This window comes from Spirosoma radiotolerans, from assembly GCF_000974425.1.
In the GTDB taxonomy this organism is placed as follows: domain Bacteria; phylum Bacteroidota; class Bacteroidia; order Cytophagales; family Spirosomataceae; genus Spirosoma; species Spirosoma radiotolerans.
In genome coordinates, this window is the sequence record NZ_CP010429.1 from 3,709,400 (window position 1) to 3,729,719 (window position 20,320).

The following is a 20,320-nucleotide window of genomic DNA, read 5'->3' on the forward strand; positions in this document are numbered from 1 at the left end:
AGCTCATGAAAGCCCTGCTACTATCCTTACTCATCGTCAGTGCAACAACGCTGTTCGCTCAGACGCCCGTCGTACCGGGTGCACCAGCCAGCGGAACAGCCGTTACGCCGGCAACGAATCAACCGGCCACGGCTCCTCCACCCGCCAGCGCGGTTCCCGATCCTTTTGGCACGACACCAGCAGCTACTTCTCCACAAAACTTTACGGCTCCTGGTGGTCCAACCACGATTCAGGCGCCCGGCACACAGCCCCAACCAGCCGCCACCCCATCGGAAACGGATCCGATTGCCCGTGGTAATGGGAAAATCAGCGGTGTGCTGATTGACTCGGCGAGTACCAAACCCGTTGAATTTGCAACCATTGCCCTGCTCAATACCGCCACCAACAAACCCATCGACGGCACCACTGCCGACGCCAAAGGGAAGTTTACCATCGGTAGAGTGGCCCCCGGAAAATACCGGCTCCAGTATTCGTTTATCGGGTATAAAGACAAGCGGAGCGCTCTGATTACCATTGACCGGAGCAGCGATATCAACCTTGGTACCATTAAACTAGCTGCCGATGTTCGGACACTCAATGAAGTAAACGTAGTGGGGCAGGCCGCTCTGATCGAAGAAAAAGTGGACCGGCTGGTCTATAACGCCGACAAGGACATTGCCGCCAAAGGGGGCGATGCCGGTGATATTCTCCGTAAAGTACCTATGTTATCGGTTGACCTCGACGGAAACGTCAGCCTTCGGGGCAGTGCCAACGTGACGGTACTGATCAACAACAAACCCTCGACCATCGTAGCCAGCAGCGTAGCGGACGCCCTGAAACAGATTCCGGCCGACATGATCAAAACGGTTGAAGTGATCACGTCACCCTCGGCCAAGTATGATGCGGAAGGATCAGCGGGTATCATTAATATCGTCACCAAGAAAACAACGCTGCAGGGCGCTACTCTTGATGTAAATGGTGGCGCAGGCAACCGGGGCAGCAATTTAGGCCTGAGCGGAAACTACCGCACGGGCAAAATGGGCTTTTCGCTCAGCGGCTTCGGGCGTGCTGAATACAATGTGAAAGGGGCTTTCACCAATGACCAGACGACCCGAAACTACGATCAGGCAACCAACACCTACTCGGCCAGCACCCGGACGCTGCAAACAGCCAATACCCTGAGTCAGCGTTTGTTTGGCAACTATCAGCTGGGCTGGGATTATGACATCGACAAACGGACATCGCTTACTGCCAGCATTCGATATGGCGCCCGCAACGGTACCGCCAAACAGAATAACCTGCTGACACAGACAACTTCTCCGACAAGCTACTTCCCAACCATCAGTGACCGTAACGTAAAGACCACTGATTTGTCGGGCACCGTCGATGCAAACCTTACGTATACCAAGATTTACAAACCTCAGCAGGAGTTCAGCATCCTGGCGTTGTTTAGCCGGAATAACCGGACCAACGACTTCGTGTCAGATATTCTGAGCGGCACTGACTTCCAGACCATTTCGTCCAGAATCCGCAATGATAACCTGAGCTACAACCAGGAGTCAACCCTTCAGATTGACTATCAAACGCCAATCAAGACGAATCAACTGCTTGAATTTGGGGTGAAAGGCATTTTCCGCAAAGCCAACAGCGACTACCAGTACTACCTCGCCACGGGCGACACCGGCGATTACATTGTTGACAAAACTCGTCCATCGAACACCCTGTTCTACAATCAGAACATTGGTGCCTCGTACCTGTCGTACACCCTGACGACGAAGAACAAGTACACCATCAAAGCGGGGGCGCGCTACGAATATACGGTTATTGATGCCCGATTCAGCAACGAATCGACAGCAACGCCGACCAACATTCCAAACTATGGTACGCTGGTACCCAGTGTTAACATTTCTAAAAGCCTGAAAGGTGGCCGGATTCTGAAACTGGCCTATAACCGCCGAATTCAGCGCCCCGGTATCCAGTTCCTGAACCCGAACGTGAACTCCTCAAACCCAACCAACATTACCCGTGGGAACCCTCTGTTATCGCCCGAGTTCACTGATAATGTTGAGTTTAGCACGAGCGGCAACATCAAAGGATTGTACCTAAATGCGTCGTTGTTTGGTCGGCGGACCAATGGCGAGATCACGGCTGTCCGCGATGTAACCCAGCAGCCTGTTGGTGATCCGATCAGCCAGGTATTTCAGCAGGTCATCCAAACCACTTATCAGAACGTTGGTCACGAGGATGCCTATGGACTGAACCTGTTTGGGAACGGAACCTTGTTCCGTAAACTTCAACTGGGTGGCGGCATTGATATCTACCATGTTAGTCTGACAAACAACAACGCGAACCCGATTTATTCAGCCTCCAACTCAGGACTGGTTATAGCCGGACGCCTACAGAGCAGCCTTTCTTTAAGCAATGGCTGGGGCTTCCAGGTATTTGGTGGTGGCCGGGGCAAGCAGATACAATTGCAGGGTTATCAGAGCCCGATGTACTTCTACAGCATTGGCATGCGGAAAGAGTTTAATGACAAGAGAGCAAGTCTGGGACTGGCAGCCGAGAATATTTTCAACCACCCATTTACCCAGCGGTCGGAACTGTCGTCACCTATTCTGAGCCAGAATTCGCAGACGAGTTTCTACAATGCCGGTGTTCGCCTGACATTCAGCTACAAACTCGGTAAAATGAGTTTCGATGCTCCCCAGAAACGCCGGAAATCGGTTAATAACGACGACGTAAAAGAAGGCGACGGTGGTGGCGATAACCAGCAACAGCAGCCTGCTCAACAGTCGGCCCCAGCTGGCGGTGGTCGTTCTGGCGGTGGCCGTTCAGGCGGTGGTCGTCCACGTTAATAAAAATTTACATCCGGCCAGCGTGCCTGGCAGGGTTTCTGACAATTAGATTAGGTTGGTGATCAATCCCTCTTGCTTTGCAGGAGGGGTTTCTTTTTGCCTTCTCCGCACTTACTTTTACCAGATCATTTACACTATATCTCCGATGAAATCCAAAAATTTAGTTAGTCTTTCGGTGGCAGCCGTCTTTTTCGTTCTGTCCATTACTGGTCTCTTAATTTATTTCGGACAAGGGTCTCACCTGGTCGATCATACGCATGCCTGGTTTGGGATATTGTTCGTGGCCGCTTCGATATTTCATATTGTCAACAACTGGTCGTCGATAACGGGCTACACTAAAAATCGCCGGACGGGAGCCATCCAGAAAGAGTTCGTTATTCCAGTCGTTATTGTGGCCATTTTTGCATTGGGCATTGGGTTCGATTTACCGGTTTTCAAAAAACTGGCCAATGCGGGTAAAGACCTGGTACGGGGCGAACGGCCACGGGGTGGCCCAATGGCTCAGCCTAAAGTTGATTCCATTGCCAGCGCCGTTGAAACAGCTTACGCTACTGCCTATACGAAAGGTGACACGGGCGCTTTAGCGGCCATCATGCCCGTTAAAACAGCGCTTCTGACCGAAGCCGGAACGATCCTCAGCGGTTCTGACATGCAAAAAAATATCCTGAAACGAACAGCCCCTGAAGTTTTAAAAACAAAAGTCGATCACGCCGAAGCACTCGACGATCACATGATTTTGGTGTATGGCACGGCCACCAACTCAACCGCAACCTCGCCATCCGTCTACACGCATCTATTGAAAGAGCAGGATAAAAAGTGGCAGATTATTGCCGCCCAGCGGGCGTTCCCAGCGGTGCAGTAAGCATTTTGTGAAGTCAGATTCTTAAATCTGACTTCACTCAGGTGTATTCTTAAAAGCCCGTTCTAAGTATACCGAATGGTCCAAAGGCTCCATTCGTTTTTAGTGCTGTATTCCTAAACAGCCTCTGGCTGTTTAGGAATACCAACCACATTACTTACTCTTGCTCAGCACCTCATCTACGGTTAGTTCGGCCAGCGAGGGCGCAACCAGATCGGCCTGTCGGAGCACATCCGGCGAACCAAGCCCAACGACAAACATACCGCCCCGCTTGCCAGCTTCTACGCCCGCCACGGCATCTTCGAACACAACACACTCGTCTGGCCGAACGCCTAATTCGTCTGCTCCTTTCGTGAATACTTCCGGATCGGGCTTGCCTTTGCTGATTTTAGTACCGTCAATGATGGTATCAAAGGCGTCGGTCATACCGATGCGCTCCAGAATCAAAGGAGCATTTTTGCTAACCGACCCCAGGGCTGTTTTCAGCCCCGCCTGACGGACCTGGGAGAAAAACATAGCCACTCCCGGCAAAATAGCTTCGGGCGTCATTCGGCTGACCAGCTCAAGGTACCATTCATTTTTTTGATCAGCGAGTTTCGCTTTTTCTTCGTCGGGTAAGGTTAGCCCGCCATGGGCCAGGATAAGATCCAGCGAATCCATCCGGCTAACGCCTTTGAGTCCCTCATTAAACTCTTCGGAGATATCGAAACCAAGCTCCGTGGCCAGTCGTTTCCAGGCCTGGTAGTGGTAAATAGCAGTGTCTACAATAACCCCATCGAGGTCAAAAAGAAAGGCTTTTATCTGACTCATTTGCGCGCTATTAGCTGTATAAAGCCCAAAGGTAGCCAGATTTAGGTGCGGAGCCATACCCCCTGCTACAGCACCACAACCAGCTTTCCTGTCGCCTGGTTACTCTCCATGTACTGATGGGCTTCCACCAGTTGATCCAGACGAAATGTCTTATCTATATTTAACACAATAGCTCCTTTAGCAATGGCGTCGATAAAGTCCTGGAGTTGTTCTTTGCCTAAATTGCTGGCTTCGCCCATGTACACAGTGAGCTTGCCTAGTGACGGAATATCGCCCATCGGCGTGAACTCATTCATGGTCCAGCTGCCGCCTAAGATACCGGTCATGCAAACAGTTCCTTTCGGCTTAATACACTTCAGGGAATCCTTCAGGGTTGTGATGCCTACCAGTTCCAGCACCTTATCGACACCCGCCGGATAAAGTTTTCTTACTGCTTCCCGAATATTTCCATCGTCCAGCAGCACATGAGCCGCGCCGTTTTCCAGCAGCGTTTGCTGCTTATCGGCGTTGCGTGTTGTAGAAATGACCGTTACGCCCAGATACGCTGCCAGTTGACCGGCCAACATGCCAATGGAGGAACTACCTCCGCGAATGAGCAGGGTTTCACCAGCCTTCACGTCAAGCGCTTCGTGCAACGAACCTGAAACCGTTTGAAACATCTCCGGTATGGCCCCTAGCACGGGCCAGGGTAGCTCACTGGAAAAGGGAATCACGATATCTGCCGGAACACAAACGAATTCGGCATAGCTGCCGTCGTAGTTTCGGCCCATGCCGCCCATACAGACGGCTACTTTTTGCCCGCTCGTGTAGACCCCGGATAAATCCTCTTCGATTTCACCGACGCATTCGATGCCCTGTATGATGGGAAAGTTAACCCCCGGCGAATGCCCCTGCCGCGTAAACATTTCGGATCGATTGAGCCCGAAGGCTTTTACACGAATGACAACCCAGCCTTCTTTCGCCGTTGGCTGGGGCTTCTCTTGTAGCTGGATCACCTCAGGCGGTCCGGGCTGTATGGTTATAGCAGCTTTCATCAGGTCGTTTGGTCAAAATTAATATCCGACAAAGGTGGCTATTGAGCGAGTCGTTTACCTATAACCTAGCTTAAGAAATATCCTTAAGCTAGGTTAAGAGTAATCTGGTAATGGCGGGTTTGAGCAGCATCGGGTCAATCGATTTGAAGTAAATAAGCGCCAGTTCACACCTATCAGCCCATAGCTTTAGCTGTAGGTTCCTCACCAACAAAACGCATATAAACAACGGTTTCACCATGCAAAAACCGTTTCAACGGTTAAGGTGATGGAGACAATGTTGATTAAATCCACCGCTAAAGCAGTGGGCTAATAAGAATCCATTCGGCGGTTATTTGCTTCGACTCCTACTCACCTACATTGGCACAGCATTTAAGCAAAACTCACTTTATCAGTTCCAGCACCAGCGCCGATTTAGCGGGTAGCTTCACCAGTTTTAAGTCCGTCAGTTTTGCATCGGTCAGCACATCACGGGCCGATGTAAAGCCCGTCATCCGTTCGGCGAACCGGCCGGTGTCAAGTCCGATTTCTTTATCGCCCGTATTCGTCGCCACCATAACGGTCTTGCTGCCATCGTAACGGAAGTAAACGTACGTACCATCCTGCGGGAGAAATTGCATGAGCTTGCCTGTATGCAAAACGGGGTTGTCTCGCCGGTAAGTGGCTAGTTTGCGGACAAACTGAAAAGCCGCATTCTCCTTGTCCGTACGCCCGGCCGTCTCGAATTTGTTTTCCTTATCGCCTGGAAAGCCCCCCGGGAAATCTTTCCGGACCTCGGCATCGCTGGGATTTTTAGTGCCTTTCATCAGGATTTCGGTGCCGTAGTACCAGTGTGGGATGCCGCGTGTGGTGAGCAGCCAGGTAACTCCCATTTTGTATTTATCGTAATCGTCGCCAATGACGGACAAGTAACGATCCGTATCGTGGTTTTCCAGAAAGGTCACCAGCTTATTGGGGTCGGCATATACATCGTCCTGCGCCAGCACCTGGTGAATCCGGTTCACGCCCGAATCCCAGTCGAACCTCTGATTCAACGCATCGTTGAAGGCATTGTACAGAACAAAATCCAGACCGCCCGGCTGGTTGCTCTTGAAGGGAAAGCCCACCGTATTTTTCACAAAGAAAGCCTGTCCAACTGGGTTGTTCACGACGGATTCGCCAAAGAGGTGAATCTTTGGATACTCGTCCATGAGCGCCTGGTTGCAGCGATTCATAAACGCCAGATCGTTGTATTTATAGGTATCAATCCGCCAGGCATCGAGGCTAAATAACTCCGTAGACCAGATGGCATGCTGAATCAGGAAGTTGGCAACGTACGGGTTGCGCTGATTCATGTCGGGCAAAAAAGGCGTAAACCAGCCATCCAGCAGCGTTTTCTTATCGGCAGCGGCTCCGTGCGGGTCGTAAAGCGACTGCTCTTTGTGGGTCGAACCGGTATAACTGGGCCACTCGTTTACCCAGTCTTTCATCGGTTTATCTTTAAAGAACCAATGGTCGTCGCTGATGTGGTTATAGACCGCATCCTGCACCAGCTTCATACCCCGGGCGTGCAGGGCCGCAGCCAGTTCTATATAGCCTGCATTGCCGCCAAAGCGTTTATCGATTTTATAATGATCCGTGAAGTGGTAGCCATGATAGCCCGCCTGATTTCGGTCAGGGCCTTCTTTTTTGAGGGTTTCGTCGTTGTCGAGCACGGGGGTTAGCCAGAGCGCCGTAACGCCCAGATCTTTCAGGTAATCGAGCCGATTGATAATGCCTTTGAAGTCGCCCCCGTGCCGCAGGTAGGGATTTTTAGGGTCGGCTTCGGTATCGAGCATATCCGGAAATTTGTCATTGCCCGGATCACCGTTGGCAAACCGGTCCGGCATGATCAGGTAAATAAAATCGGCCGATGTAACGCCCTGCCCTTTCGGCGTTTTATCGCGGGCTTTCAGGTCGAATGGCTGGGTCAGGGTTTGGCTGCCGCGTTTGCCCACAATCTGGATGGTCCCGGCTTTTGTGGTCGGCGCAATGGTCAGATCAAGGAACGCGTAATTGGGGTTTTCAACGGTATGCGTTTTCAGGAGTTTAACTCCGGCATAGTTGATTGTATAGGTGAGAGTTCCGGCATTAGGGCCATACACCAACAGTTGCAGGTTGGGGTTTTTCATGCCGACCCACCAGTTTATGGGGTTCACGCGCTGGATCTGGGCGGGCTGCGCCAAAGCAAGCGATAAACAAGCCGATAAGAAAACGAGCAGAGTAAAAGCGATTCTTTTCATAGGTTGGCCGGGTGCAGCCGCACCGAGTTCTGTTACAGACTGAGAATAATGCAACAATAACGCAAAAATAACCCAGCATTTTCGTCAAAAAAGGCCATAGTTTTGCGTTTACCAACCTCACAGATTGTCTCACTCCGTCCTTATTTACCTGTATGCATACGACATCCGTTGTTCCTCTGATCGATAAACTGATTATTTATCAGATTTTTACGCGCCTGTTCGGCAACCAGTCGACCACAAACCAGTGGAATGGAACCTATGCAGAAAATGGCTGTGGCAAATTCAACGACATCAACGATGCGGCTCTCCAGTCGATTCGGCAGTTTGGCATTTCGCACGTTTGGTATACGGGAATTATCGAGCACGCTACCCAAACGGACTATTCAGCTTATGGTATTCTGCCCGACGACCCGGCGGTGGTGAAAGGGCGGGCCGGATCACCCTACGCCATTAAAGACTATTACGATGTTGACCCCGATCTGGCCGTCAGTGTGCCCAACCGCATGGCCGAATTTGAGGCCCTGGTTCAGCGCACTCACGCGCATGGGCTAAAGGTGATCATCGACTTTATTCCAAATCACGTCGCCCGGCAGTACCGGTCCGATGCCAAACCCCAGGATGTTGTCGACCTCGGCCAGAACGACGATACGTCTGTCGACTTTGCGCCAAACAACAATTTTTATTACCTGCCAGGGCAAACCTTTGTTGCCCCCGAACAGGCTGACAGCCAGCCGCCGTCACGTACCCTACACGAATACCCGGCCAAAGTAACGGGCAGTGGCTCCATCACAGCTACCCCCGACCGGAACGACTGGTACGAAACCATCAAACTGAACTATGGCCTCAATATATTTGACGGAAGCCGCCAGTTTGATCCCATTCCGGCCACCTGGACGCAGATGCTCGACATTTTGCTTTTCTGGTCAGCCAAAGGCGTCGATGGGTTCCGGTGCGATATGGCCCATATGGTGCCTATTGAGTTTTGGCACTGGGCCATCCGTCAGGTAAAACAGCGCTACCCCAACCTGCTTTTCATCGCCGAGATTTACGAGCCCGGCTTATATCGGCCCTTTATTCTGAACGGTGGTTTTGATTACCTCTACGATAAAGTCGGGTTGTACGATGCCGTCCGACGCTTGATGGAAGGCCATGGTTCGTGCTATGACCTGACCCGCGTTTGGCAGCAGGAATCCGGCGACTTTGCGCAGCACATGCTTCGGTTTCTCGAAAACCACGATGAGCACCGCATTGCCTCGCGTTTCTTCGCCAATAATCCCTGGGCTGCCGTTCCGGCCATGACCTTGTCGGCAACCATGCATACGGGCCCTGTTCTCCTGTATTTTGGTCAGGAAGTTGGCGTTCGGGCAGAGGGCGCCGAAGGGTTTAGTGGCGACGATGGACGGACGACCATCTTTGACTACTGGGGCGTCCCCGAATGGCAACAGTGGCTCAGTCAGGGGCAGTACAATGGCGCGAATCTGGCCGACGAACAACGGCGACTGCGGGCCTTTTACCAGCAGTTAAATTACCTGGTCAATGGCTCCGACGCCATCCAGAATGGGTATTTCTATGACCTGCAATACGTAAATGACAATGGGCAAAGCGCGGGCTACGATGCGCATCAGGTTTATAGTTACCTGCGCTACACGGATCGGCAAAAACTGCTCATCGTCTGTAACTTTTCGCAACACACGACCTACGACACCACCATTGCCATCCCAGCCGCAGCGTTTGACAGTATGGCGATTGACCCCAACAAATTGCTTCAACTAACCGATATCTTCCTGACCAACGAAACACTGGAAGCACTTGGACGAACGGGAATACCCCTGATGCTTACCCCCTGGAGTGTGCGGGTGCTGGAAATTAAATCGTAACTTCGTCGCGCATTTCGGGCGTCGTTTCGCCATTAGACTACGCCCGAAAGCCCCGCCCATTCATGACGAAATTGTTTACTACACTTTTCCTGCTGTTTCTATCGCCGATCATCCGGGCGCAGGATACGACGTCCGGCGATTTGCGGTCGTTCACCTTCGTGAGTGGCCAAACTCCGGCCGAAACGGCCCTGACCATCGGCAAGCAATTTCTGGGCAGGCCTTATATTCCGAACACGCTCGACCAGAATGCAACGGAACAACTGGTGGTCAACCTCCGTGAATTTGATTGCACTACGTATTTAGAAAGCGTGCTGGCGCTCACTATGGCCTGGCAGGACGTCGCGAACAAGCCCAATCCGGTGCTGTCTGAGCAAACGTTTCGCAATTACCTGACCAGACTACGGTACCGAAACGGGCGAATTGATGGCTATGCCAGCCGCTTACACTATTTTTCGGACTGGCTTCGTGATAACGAACGGAAAGGATTGATCTCAGATGTGAGTGGTGAACTACCGGGTAGCCTGACCGTTGCCAAGCCCGTTTCCTACATGACATCGACAACCTACAAATATCCTCAACTCAATAACCCCGACATATTTAAACAGGTGGCTCTTACCGAAGCCTCACTGAGTCAGTTGGCGTTTTCGTTTATACCGACGAAACATATTCGGCAGGCCGAAGCTCAACTCCATGAGGGAGACATTGTCATGATGGTTCCGGCCCGGCCTGGTCTGGACATGAAGCATGTTGGTCTGGCCATTCGGCAGCCCGATGGCCGGATGCACCTTCTTCATGCCTCATCCGATCAGGGGATGGTGGTCATTTCGGCATACCCCATCAGCGAATACGTTCAATGGCACAAGCGCCTTTCGGGTATTCGGGTAGCCCGGCTGAGGACCGTGCCGGGGAGTGTGGTCAATTCAGCTTCCCTTCAGGGGAAGTAAGTTTATAGCTGACTTAGCTTCGTAGATCGTGGCGTGTTTAAGTGGCATTTTAAGCGTATGAACTCTACATAAGTGAGTAGTCCGCATCCGGATTAGTATGTGGTGAGGACACAACTCACTCAACGCGCGCTCCTGAAAGCCGATTCGCGTCCATCTATTAACAGGAATTAATGCCCTTATGCCAACACGTACATTCATCCGTTTCCAACTGGCGTTAGTAGCCGTACTGTCTGGCGGTTGTGGGTCATCCAACCAGCAGTCGGATTCGATACCCTGGGTAACCTATTCCGTTGCCACGTTGGCTAAAGATACTACCTTATTTAGTGAAGCCCACAAGGTCGGCGTCATGCACGACGCCGACCTGGCTGAAGTATCCGGCCTGGCCGCAAGCCGTAATCATCCGGGTTACCTCTGGGCCGAAGAAGATTCCGGTAATTCCAATCAAATTCAATTAATCAGTCCCGAGGGTCAGGTAGTGGCCCGGTTCAGCATTGAAGGCGCGAGAAACCGGGACTGGGAAGATATAGCCGTCGGGCCTGGTCCAATACCGGGCAAATCCTACATTTACGTGGCCGACATTGGCGATAACCGGCGCTGGCGTTCCGAAAAAGTCATTTATCGGTTTCCGGAACCAAGCCTGGTCGGGAAAGTGCTTCCATTCGATGGGCAGATCACTAATGCCGAAGCCATTCGGGTATACCTGCCCGATGGTTCACAAAATGCCGAAGCGATTCTTCTCGATCCAATCACAAGAGACCTGTTTCTTATTTCCAAAGGCGCTTACTCGGCCGTGTACCGTGCTGCTTATCCACAGTCACTGACCCAGTCTACCCGGATGACGGCCCTGCTGCGTATTCCCTTCGATCATGCGACATCGGCGGCTATTTCGACGGATGGCCATGAAATTCTGATTCGAACCTACGAACAGATTTTTCACTACAGCCGTCGGCAAGGGGAAACCATTGCCGATGCCCTCAAGCGTGTACCCCGGCGGTTACCACTTGCCTACGAAGTGCAGGGAGAAGCCATTAGCTGGGCAATCAACGGTTCGGGCTATTACACCAGCACGGAGAAAACATTCACCTCTATCCAATTCATTTATTTTTATCCACGCAAAAAATAGCGGCTGCCCACGTAACAATTTTATAATACAAGGGACATCCCGAAATCGCTTACTTTCGTCCGGCCTTACCACCTAATTACCTGGATGATACGCCATTGGATAAACGAATTAATAAATCTGGTTGCAGGGAACAGCCGGTACGTTCATTATGACCGATTCTGGCAACTTATTTTTTTGCTTGTTCTCCTCTTTCTGCTAACCATACCCGGACTGTTGTATTTTTTAATCTGAGGTCGTTGATCTCATGCCATTACGCATTTGTTTCAGCCGGGTCGCTTTGTAGCAAATTTTCAGGCTGTCGTCGAGCCCCCAAGTACGGTAGCCAATTGCTTGCCATCCGGAACGCCCAATCCCGTGCAGGCATCCCAACCCGCAACCGCCGTATACCCTTTGTTGCCCGTCGTTGTGCTGTTATTTCCCTGGGTTATATCCCGAAACGCTTTTGGATTGGCATAGATGATGGGGTGAATAAAGCCAACGGCTTTGCCCCGTTGCTGGTTGATGAGGGCAATCAGGCCGGCCATTAGCGGAGCCACGGCACTCGTTCCGCCAATGATCAGGTTACTGCCATCGACCCGAACCGCATACCCGGTTGCCGGATCCGCCACAGCGGCCACATCGGGCACACCCCGGCCTTTTCGTTTTTTATCATTCACCGATGGCGGAACATGGCTCTTTTGCTGGTAATCGGGCAGGTCGAATGCATCACTTATCCCGCCCCCCGTGGCACTGGTCTTGCTTTCGTGCCAGACCACTTCAGCCGAGATCGAGTTGCCCGAAGCGGTGAGCTTTGTTCCTCCGCAAGCCAGCACAAAGGGACTCGACGAGGGAAAGTCGACATGCGCTTTTCCATCTCCAACGCTATCGTCAGAACCCGTATCGCCCGCAGCTGCACAAACGGTTATTCCCAAGGCGGCTGCCGCCTGAAAAGCCTGATTGAACGATGTAAGCGCCTGCGGTGTCCAGTTTTTCTCTGCCGCGCCCCAGCTGATGGAAATGACGGATGGTTTGTACTTTGTATCGTGAATGGCTGTGGTAATGGCATCCAGAAAACCCTGATCGGTATTGGGCGCAAAATAGACCACAATGGTAGCACCCGGTGCAACGGCTCCAGCCACCTCAATGTCGAGCATGACCTCGCCATCAGCCCCATCGGCGGTGCTGGGTGCGTTGAGGCCACCATCGACCGAAACCGCCACTACCGTCGGTGGCTTGAGGCCCAAACCGGCAAAGTACGTAGTGATGTCTGCCTTTCGAAAGCCTCCGCCCAATTCAATGATGGCGATACTCTGCCCTTTTCCCGTTACCCCCGTCGGAAAGTTGTACAGGCTGGCCAGTTGCGGTGGCGTAAACGAGACATTCGTTGCCAGCGGAGCAATGTGCGCCCCCACTCCATTCTTCAGAACCTGAAAGTGAGCCTGTGCCTGTGGCCGATTATCTAACCCGAAAACGCCCTCAATAGCGTCGACCAGTTCCATCGGCACATTGATCGGCCCCGTTCGGCCCCGAAACTCTATACCGTCGGCAGTGCGGTAATTGGTTAACAGGACGCCGAAGGCCCGTTCCATTTGGGCCACGGTTCCCCGCAGCAACACCGTCCGGCGGGCCGCACTCTGGTCGACCAAACTCAAATCGTATGTCGTGGCGAAGGCTTCTACCTGCTTGATAACGGCAGGATCGGCGCCGAAACGACCTGCATAGGCAGCGCGGGACACGACGTTCTCGACCGGATTGCTGGTGCTTACCAATGGGGCCATCGGCTGCTTTCGACGGATTCGAACCGTAACAGTCAGCACTTCATTGGGGTCAAGTGTTTGAAGGGGAGTGGCCTCCGGAGCCGATTTTTCGCTACCGGGTAAAGGGACAAGTTGATCAAAAGCGCTCATATGCGTACGTTATCGGGGATAGTGAGTCGTTGATACAGTACTTCTCTAACGAATCCTGTCCGCGTTTGTCAGATTAATTTTTGATTAATCTGGCGGTTATGAGTCAACCCGAATTTTCAGCTAAGTGGCCTGGAGCCTGGCAAACGTAGGCATCGGTCAGGACTGCGGACCTATGCAACAGCGGTGCAAAGTGACGCTCTTTCTGACATACCCTCTAAATTACCGTTACTAACCTATGATAATTGCCCGGTCAGCTTCAGTTTGCCGGGCTTTTTTAGGCTATTTTCCCGCTTGTTTCCAGCTTTTGTTTGATTCGTCTGAGTGTTTCCCGACTGGCGTTATCGCCTGCCTGCAGACCAAGCATAGCCAGTTCTATCGTTTTCTTCACGTTGAATGTGGATTCCCAGGCTGAGATCTGGAAGTATCCTTTGGGTGGTAATTTTCGTCCTTTAAAGAAAGCAATCAATTTCTCATCATCACTATGCATCGGGCAAATATACCCGTTGGTCTCCTTCCCGCTGCCCGAAAAAACACTATCTGATTCAATGGATCAGCTCCGATAGATGACCTGGCTATCGATGTTGTCGGTTCAACGTAACGAATAATCGAAATAGGAAGACCCGTAAGGATATGCGTATATCCTGCATTCGAGAAAAGGATTCCTTGTTCATAACCACTACATATGTAGAGCAATTTATAGTATAAACTAACTACTATTTATTAATAGTGGTTGTAACTCTTATGATCTATAGATTAGCCAGAAACTAAATACTATACCCTATTTTAAACGCAATATAAATATATACTTATCAGTTTTTTTTATATATGGTTTTATACTCAATGTACACTTTTTTTTATTAATCAGTCGTCTAAATTATACACTGGAGGTGAGCTACTAGACAGACCAAAAAAATATACTTCTTCAACAAAAGTTACTATAAAATATACTCCGTTTCCATTTATACACCAATATTTAATTAACATAAATTTTTAAATGTAAACTTCTTAATTACTATTGTACAAAATGGTAAATTCCACACTAAAAAGGCTTTTAGATTAAAAAGAGATTAAAAATAGGGGGATATTACTTATAATAAGTGGGCGTTACCGGCGCATTGATTCTCTATGAAACACCCATTTCTATGTTTTTTTAGTCCTATATCGACTTAATAGTATAACTATATAAACAATTAGTTAAAATATATCTGTATCACATCGTAAATGTATCCATACCTGTAAACCAATATATACTTACAAGGTTTAACCCGGTTTTACAGCCGGGTTTTATCAAAAAGATTATCGAATGAATTTATTTGTAAATTTACTTCATCATGTTTCAGTAAACATGATAGATCACATACTTATCTACATCTATGGCCTTTTTTACTTCTACTTTGTCAAAGAGACAAAATCCATTCATGATCATTCATACTACCCCGATCTGGTACAGTAGTTATGAACACCAAGTTCACGATAGTCTATAATACGCTAAACGATTGTCGTTGGATTCAGCCCGCCAGGTTTATATAACGTTTTTTAGTATTCGCTGGTGGTGTACTCTCTATAAATTCTAAAGATACATTTCTGTTCTTACCGAGCTAGGAGAAAATACAATCTGTCATTGACCTATATTTTCATAGGCTGGGAATTCTATGCGCTAATTTTACTTGTATAGTTTATTCATACAAATATGGCGCACGGAGTAAACCACCTGGATGCCTTGGTATATACTACAATCTCCGGTCAGAACGCTGGTGATCCATTTTACCCCAGTTGCTCTGGTTTACTCATCATGTCAATTGAGCAAGTAGTTGGCATTTAATTATTCAATCACGTTTCACTATCACACAAAAACCTTTACATGAAAACTGCAAAACCGAACATCAAGTTGCTCTTTTACGGGTTTTGTCTGGCAACCGTCCTGTACAATTGTAAAACGAAAGACGTTGATTCGCTGACGCCTTTCACCTATACCTTCAAGGGCTTTACGGATGTCAAACTGCCTGACGTCAAGCCAACGGCACCGGCTGCTGTTTCGGTTACAGCGGCTTCAGTTACCTCCTCCACCGCTGCCGCTGCCGTAAGTGCCGGTCTATCGAGCCTGAGCGCCACCGGCGTCGTGCCAGCTGCGGTACAACAGGCCGCCAGCGATGTCGGTAAAGCCATTACACCAGCCGCTGCCTCGCAGCTTTCGGCCAGCTTCACGCCCGACGTCATCAAAACCATGTCGACCACGGGGGAGATTCCGGCCAACCTGAAAAGCCAGCTGACCGCCCTGAGCAACAATCCAGCGCTCAAAGCGTATCTGCCAACGTTCACCCTGCCGACCGTGAATGGGAAAGCAGTGGGCGGACGCGTGGGGGCTACCTCGGGCAGCAACATTGTCGCTACCGTAGCAACCGCCAACGCAGCGCTGGATGACGACGCCTGTAAGGCAGCGGCCAATGCAGCCTATAACACAGCGCTGGCCGGTCTGCAGGCAACTCAGGCCAGCCAGACAGCGGCTATCAATGCGAATTTTACTCAGATCCAGACGGGGATCTCGGCCGAGAGTGCTCCCTGTAAGGCTGGTCTAACGGCGAAGTACACACCCCTGCGGGCGGTAGCTCAACAGGCTTTCGACGCGGGCATGGCTAGCCTGGATGCGAATAAAGCCATACTGGGCGGTGCCTACGATCTGCTGAGGTTACTATACCTGGCAGCGCTGGCCGATGCCAATGACGTTTTCACCAAGCTACAGGCTGCCGAAACAACCGCCTGCGATGCCGTTGGAGCCGCTAAACTGGCCAATGCCCAGGCGGCCCGCGACAAAGACCTGAACACGATCAACAGCAACTTCAATGCAGCCGCAGGCTCGCTCAAGGCAACCCTGACGAAAGCAACGGCCAGCTGCCACAACCAGGGCAATGGCGGTTGATTTTCAGATGCTTCCACACAAGAGACATTTTGTTGTAACTCACACCGAATCAGTACGATGAAAACCAATTACCTCTTTTTATCAATAGCGGCCCTCGTGGGCGGCCTGTTTGCCAGACCTTCTGCTGTGCAGGCGCAGGTCAATCTGAAAAGTATCAGCGTAGGCGCCAGTTACTGGAAACCCTCGCTCGACTATTGGAACGAACGCTCCATGCTGCTCGACTATAATGCCGGCAAAGGCGCAACCTTTTCGGGGGGCATCATGCCTACGGCCGCCCTGGAAGTGGGCCTTACCAAAGGACTTTCCATCGGTGGCCGGGTTGGCTACTGGAAAAACTCCGTTTCGGGGGATGTCAGCGTGGGGGGCACAAACCGGTCCGAAAAACTGACGCTTTCCATTATTCCGGTCTCGCTCGACCTGAAGTACACCTTTGCTAAAGCGGCTCCCGTGAGTACAACAACCAAAGAAGCTGGCAGTGAACCCAAAGCGCCGTTTCTGACGCCCTACCTAGGTGTGAGCGTGGCCCGCTATTTTATCAATAATGATTTCTCGCGGCAGGTCGTAGGCAATACCGGTTCGGTCAGCGAAACCCAGTCGGGCAATAACTACGGCCTGCAGGTGTTTGTGGGTGCCGAGAAAAAACTGGTGAAGAAACTGTTCCTGGCGCTCGACGTCCGGTATCATCTGGGCAGCTACAACCAGGTTGTCAAAAGCGAGACAAGCAGCACGACCCAGAAGGTGAGCCTCAACGGGCTGGAAGCGGGGCTCTCACTAAAAGTCAAATTCAACTAAGTAAACGAAGCGCAGGACGTTGTCCCAAATGGATCAAGCCACTTCTGGCCTGATGCTCCGGTATAGCTCATCAGGCCTTTGGGCCACCACTCGTCTGTTAAATCCATTTTTCAGCCAGCACCGGCAATGATTTACCTGAGTAGTATACTTAACGTATATAGCAAACCGTTCAAAGCATTCTCCGTTTTGAAGGCCGTTCAAAAGGTTTTCAATATAGGGATCGTGCTTAGCCTTGGGCTTCCGGGGCTGGCGTGGGCGCAGGTAAATATTTCCGGTAAGCCAGGGTTAATCTACATTCCCTCGGCCGAGGTGGTGGCAGATGGGACGTTCTCGTTTGGCTATGGGTTCAACCCATCGAGCTATGCGTTTCGCTTTAGTCCACAAGCTAACCCATTAGTAACGACACGTAATTCGGAAAGTATTGCATTCGTTAACCTGGTCGTTTTCCCCAGACTCGAAGTGAATATAAATTTGCTTTTGCCCAATGGACCTATCCAGTATAGTGCAAAGGGTATCGGTGACAGACAGATTGACATTAAGTACGCGCTGTTGACCGAAAAAGCAAAGCGTCCATCGGTAGCAGTTATTATTTCAGCTCCATTTGGCATTGACAATTCGCTTATTACCAATGTGGTCGTAGCGACCAAGCATGTCAATATATCCAAGTCGATTACGACGGCCTTTACCCTAGGCATGAGCAGCCCCTATTCACTTTATCGGGCTGAAGTAAAAAATGACAAAGATTCCGACATTTTTTCGGGTTATACGCTGAAAGACAAGCGCGACAAACCCAACTACTATCTGGCCGGGCCGTTTGGGGGCGTCAACCTCAATGTTAACAAAAAAGGTGGGTTCATGGTGGAGTGGGATTCGCAGCATGTCAACGTGGGGGCGTATGCCTTGCTGTTCAAGCACTGGACCGTTCAGGCGGGACTGCTGAACGGCGATCAGGTGACGGCGTCAACCTCCTACGCCATTCCTTTACTCCGTAAACCGAAACGACCATGAGGAGCGGCTTGAGGAGGGAAAAACGTCATGGGCTCGCGGTCTGGTTACTGGGGATAGCGCTCTTAGTGAGTGGCTTGTCCGACGGCCTTGCCCAGTCGCGCAAGGGGCTGTCCAACCTGGAAAACCTGCTGGTGGACAGCACCGAACACCGGGTGTATTATGAGCAGCGGCTGTATCGAAACCCGTTCATGGGGCTGCTGGATGCGGCTCAACCCATGGCAGCCAACGGCATACAAACGTTTGTGCCCCTCTACCAGGGGGTGCCCATTGCCCAATACCGGCTGGACACCACGGTAACCACCACGATCCTGTCGCGGCAGGAACGGCAACGGTTTGCAAAACAGCATCCGTTCGACAGCCGGGCCTACAAGTTCGACTTTCGATTGCAGCCCGAGTTCATTGCCCAGTTCGGGTATCGGGAACAGACAGTTGAAGCAAAAACGAATCTGTTGCTGCAAAGCCAGTTGTACCTGAACCGGGGGCTGGTGCTGAACTGGGGGGTATTGTTCCCCATTGCGAATCACCTGGACAACCAGGGCCTGAATGTGCGGCCCGCACCAACCTTCCTGAACCAGTTTCTGGCGCTGGACGGGGTCAATTTTATGAGTCTGTCGGCGGGGTTGTTTTATTCGGATCAGTATGGCGTCAATGTGCAGTACCGTCATGCCGATCTTACCAAAAATTGGTCGTATGGCCTGGAAACGGGCCTGACGGGGTTCTATTTCTTCCCGCAAAACGGGTTTTATTATGAATCCATGAATAACCTGCTCATCCTGGCCGATGTGGCTTACCGGCTGCCCCGGCACGATGTGACAATCAAGGTATCGGGCGGGCAGTATCTGCACCATGACCGGGGAGTAAGACTGGATCTCATCCGGCAGCTGGGCAATGTGGAAGTTGGTTTTTATGCCACCAAAACGGGAAACGGGGGAACGGGTGGTTTCAATTTTGCCATTCCCCTGGCCCCCGGACGGATTGTACAGGGCCAGCGGGTACGGCTCCGCACAACGGAGGAGTTTCGCTGGGAATATGCCTATAGCCGGGGTTACAACATTGCATCGCGCTATAAAGTCGGTTACCAGCTGGATGCCCTGCTGCGGCAGTACCACAGCCGGTATATACAGGATCAGTATCATTAGTTAATGACTTTTACCCTTATGAAATTACGCGTGCTGCGTGCCCAGGCTGGGTGCTTGTTTCTTGGTTTGGTGGCGTGATTGTCTGGCTGCATCTCCAGCAAGGAGCTGGTGCTGTACCAACAAAGTGCGGCAGGTACGGACACAACCGTTGCGCTGGCGCCCCGCTACATTCCGACCATTAAACCGGGTGATGTGCTGTCTGTGCAGGTCAGCAGCCTGAGCCCCGAAGCCACCACGTTCTTTAATCCCTACGCGGCCATTACGATGGCCGAACGGGCAGGCTCACCCCAGACGGTAACGCCCACCACACCCCTGCCCTACACGCCCGGCTATGTCGTGAGCGAGGAAGGGCAGATCGAACTACCCCTGATGGGCCAGCTCACCGTAGCAGGACTCACCAACAGCCAGGCGGCCGCCCAGATCAAGACCAAACTGCTCGACTTCCTGAAAGAACCCACGGTCAACGTCAGGAATCTGAACTTTCAGATTGCCGTATCGGGAGAAGTGGCGCGGCCCTCGCTCTTCTCGATCCCCAATGAACGCATATCCTTACCCGCAGCCCTGGGACTGGCCGGTGACATTACCATCTACGGCCGCCGGGACAATGTCCTGATTATCCGTGAGGAAAACGGCAAGCGGACCTTTAACCACATCGACCTGACCAAACGGGATGTCTTCAAATCGCCTTACTATTACCTGCATCCCAACGATGTGGTGTATGTAGAACCCGGCAAGGCCCGCGTGAATAACGCCGACCAGACATTCCAGCTTTTACCCATCATTATCAGTGCTCTATCCTTTATCGCCATCATTGTTACGCGCCTTTAACACCAGCCAAC

The 20,320-nt window shown here is 51.3% G+C and carries 15 protein-coding genes; 10 read left to right on the forward strand and 5 right to left on the reverse strand.

The window, feature by feature from the left end; all coding sequences use genetic code 11:
- Positions 1-5 precede the first annotated feature (5 nt).
- A complete protein-coding gene (locus SD10_RS15120) occupies positions 6-2,834 on the forward strand; it encodes a TonB-dependent receptor domain-containing protein (RefSeq protein ID WP_046574763.1) in 2,829 nt (942 codons plus the stop codon).
- Between the two features lie 145 nt (positions 2,835-2,979).
- Positions 2,980-3,696, forward strand: a complete 717-nt coding sequence (locus SD10_RS15125) for a DUF4405 domain-containing protein (protein WP_046574765.1) — start codon at positions 2,980-2,982, stop codon at positions 3,694-3,696.
- Between the two features lie 150 nt (positions 3,697-3,846).
- On the opposite strand, the gene pgmB is transcribed toward SD10_RS15125, so the two are convergent.
- The 3 genes from pgmB to SD10_RS15140 all read right to left on the reverse strand — a co-directional run bounded on the left by pgmB (position 3,847) and on the right by SD10_RS15140 (position 7,795).
- Positions 3,847-4,503: a beta-phosphoglucomutase gene (gene pgmB, locus SD10_RS15130; RefSeq protein WP_046579590.1), complete on the reverse strand. Its 657-nt coding sequence runs from the start codon at positions 4,501-4,503 to the stop codon at positions 3,847-3,849.
- 65 nt (positions 4,504-4,568) lie between these two features.
- Complete coding sequence (locus tag SD10_RS15135) at positions 4,569-5,537, reverse strand: zinc-binding alcohol dehydrogenase family protein (RefSeq protein WP_046574767.1); 969 nt, start codon at positions 5,535-5,537, stop codon at positions 4,569-4,571.
- A gap of 380 nt (positions 5,538-5,917) precedes the next feature.
- Positions 5,918-7,795 carry a glycoside hydrolase family 13 protein gene (locus SD10_RS15140; RefSeq protein WP_046574769.1) on the reverse strand — a complete coding sequence of 626 codons (1,878 nt, stop codon included), beginning with the start codon at positions 7,793-7,795 and terminating at the stop codon, positions 5,918-5,920.
- Positions 7,796-7,947: 152 nt separating this feature from the next.
- On the opposite strand from SD10_RS15140, the gene SD10_RS15145 reads away from it, so the two are divergent.
- From SD10_RS15145 to SD10_RS15155, 3 genes are all read left to right on the forward strand, one after another.
- Positions 7,948-9,672 (forward strand): alpha-amylase family protein, encoded by a 1,725-nt coding sequence (locus tag SD10_RS15145; protein ID WP_046574771.1) that lies wholly within the window; start codon positions 7,948-7,950, stop codon positions 9,670-9,672.
- A 62-nt stretch (positions 9,673-9,734) separates the two neighbouring features.
- A complete protein-coding gene (locus SD10_RS15150; protein ID WP_046574773.1) occupies positions 9,735-10,616 on the forward strand; it encodes an N-acetylmuramoyl-L-alanine amidase-like domain-containing protein in 882 nt (293 codons plus the stop codon).
- Between the two features lie 178 nt (positions 10,617-10,794).
- Positions 10,795-11,739, forward strand: coding sequence for an NHL repeat-containing protein (locus tag SD10_RS15155; RefSeq protein ID WP_052731194.1), 945 nt, complete (start codon positions 10,795-10,797; stop codon positions 11,737-11,739).
- A gap of 290 nt (positions 11,740-12,029) precedes the next feature.
- Here SD10_RS15155 and SD10_RS15160 read toward each other — a convergent pair whose 3' ends face one another.
- Both SD10_RS15160 and SD10_RS15165 read right to left on the reverse strand, forming a co-directional pair.
- Positions 12,030-13,625, reverse strand: a complete 1,596-nt coding sequence (locus SD10_RS15160; protein WP_046574774.1) for a S53 family peptidase — start codon at positions 13,623-13,625, stop codon at positions 12,030-12,032.
- Between the two features lie 274 nt (positions 13,626-13,899).
- Positions 13,900-14,112 carry a DUF6965 family protein gene (locus SD10_RS15165; RefSeq protein WP_046574776.1) on the reverse strand — a complete coding sequence of 71 codons (213 nt, stop codon included), beginning with the start codon at positions 14,110-14,112 and terminating at the stop codon, positions 13,900-13,902.
- Between the two features lie 1,374 nt (positions 14,113-15,486).
- Here SD10_RS15165 and SD10_RS15170 point away from each other — a divergent pair.
- From SD10_RS15170 to SD10_RS15190, 5 genes are all read left to right on the forward strand, one after another.
- Entirely contained in the window at positions 15,487-16,542 is a 1,056-nt protein-coding gene (locus SD10_RS15170) for a hypothetical protein (RefSeq protein ID WP_046574777.1), read from the forward strand.
- A 57-nt stretch (positions 16,543-16,599) separates the two neighbouring features.
- Positions 16,600-17,334 (forward strand): hypothetical protein, encoded by a 735-nt coding sequence (locus SD10_RS15175; RefSeq protein WP_046574778.1) that lies wholly within the window; start codon positions 16,600-16,602, stop codon positions 17,332-17,334.
- A 186-nt stretch (positions 17,335-17,520) separates the two neighbouring features.
- Positions 17,521-18,342, forward strand: coding sequence for a YjbH domain-containing protein (locus SD10_RS15180; protein ID WP_227698984.1), 822 nt, complete (start codon positions 17,521-17,523; stop codon positions 18,340-18,342).
- The gene (locus SD10_RS15185) at positions 18,339-19,481 is read left to right on the forward strand and encodes a YjbH domain-containing protein (RefSeq protein ID WP_148562451.1); all 1,143 of its coding nucleotides are present in this window, start codon (positions 18,339-18,341) and stop codon (positions 19,479-19,481) included. The genes SD10_RS15180 and SD10_RS15185 overlap by 4 nt, the downstream gene beginning before the upstream one ends.
- A gap of 108 nt (positions 19,482-19,589) precedes the next feature.
- Positions 19,590-20,309 (forward strand): polysaccharide biosynthesis/export family protein, encoded by a 720-nt coding sequence (locus SD10_RS15190; RefSeq protein ID WP_227698985.1) that lies wholly within the window; start codon positions 19,590-19,592, stop codon positions 20,307-20,309.
- The last annotated feature ends 11 nt before the right edge of the window (positions 20,310-20,320 follow it).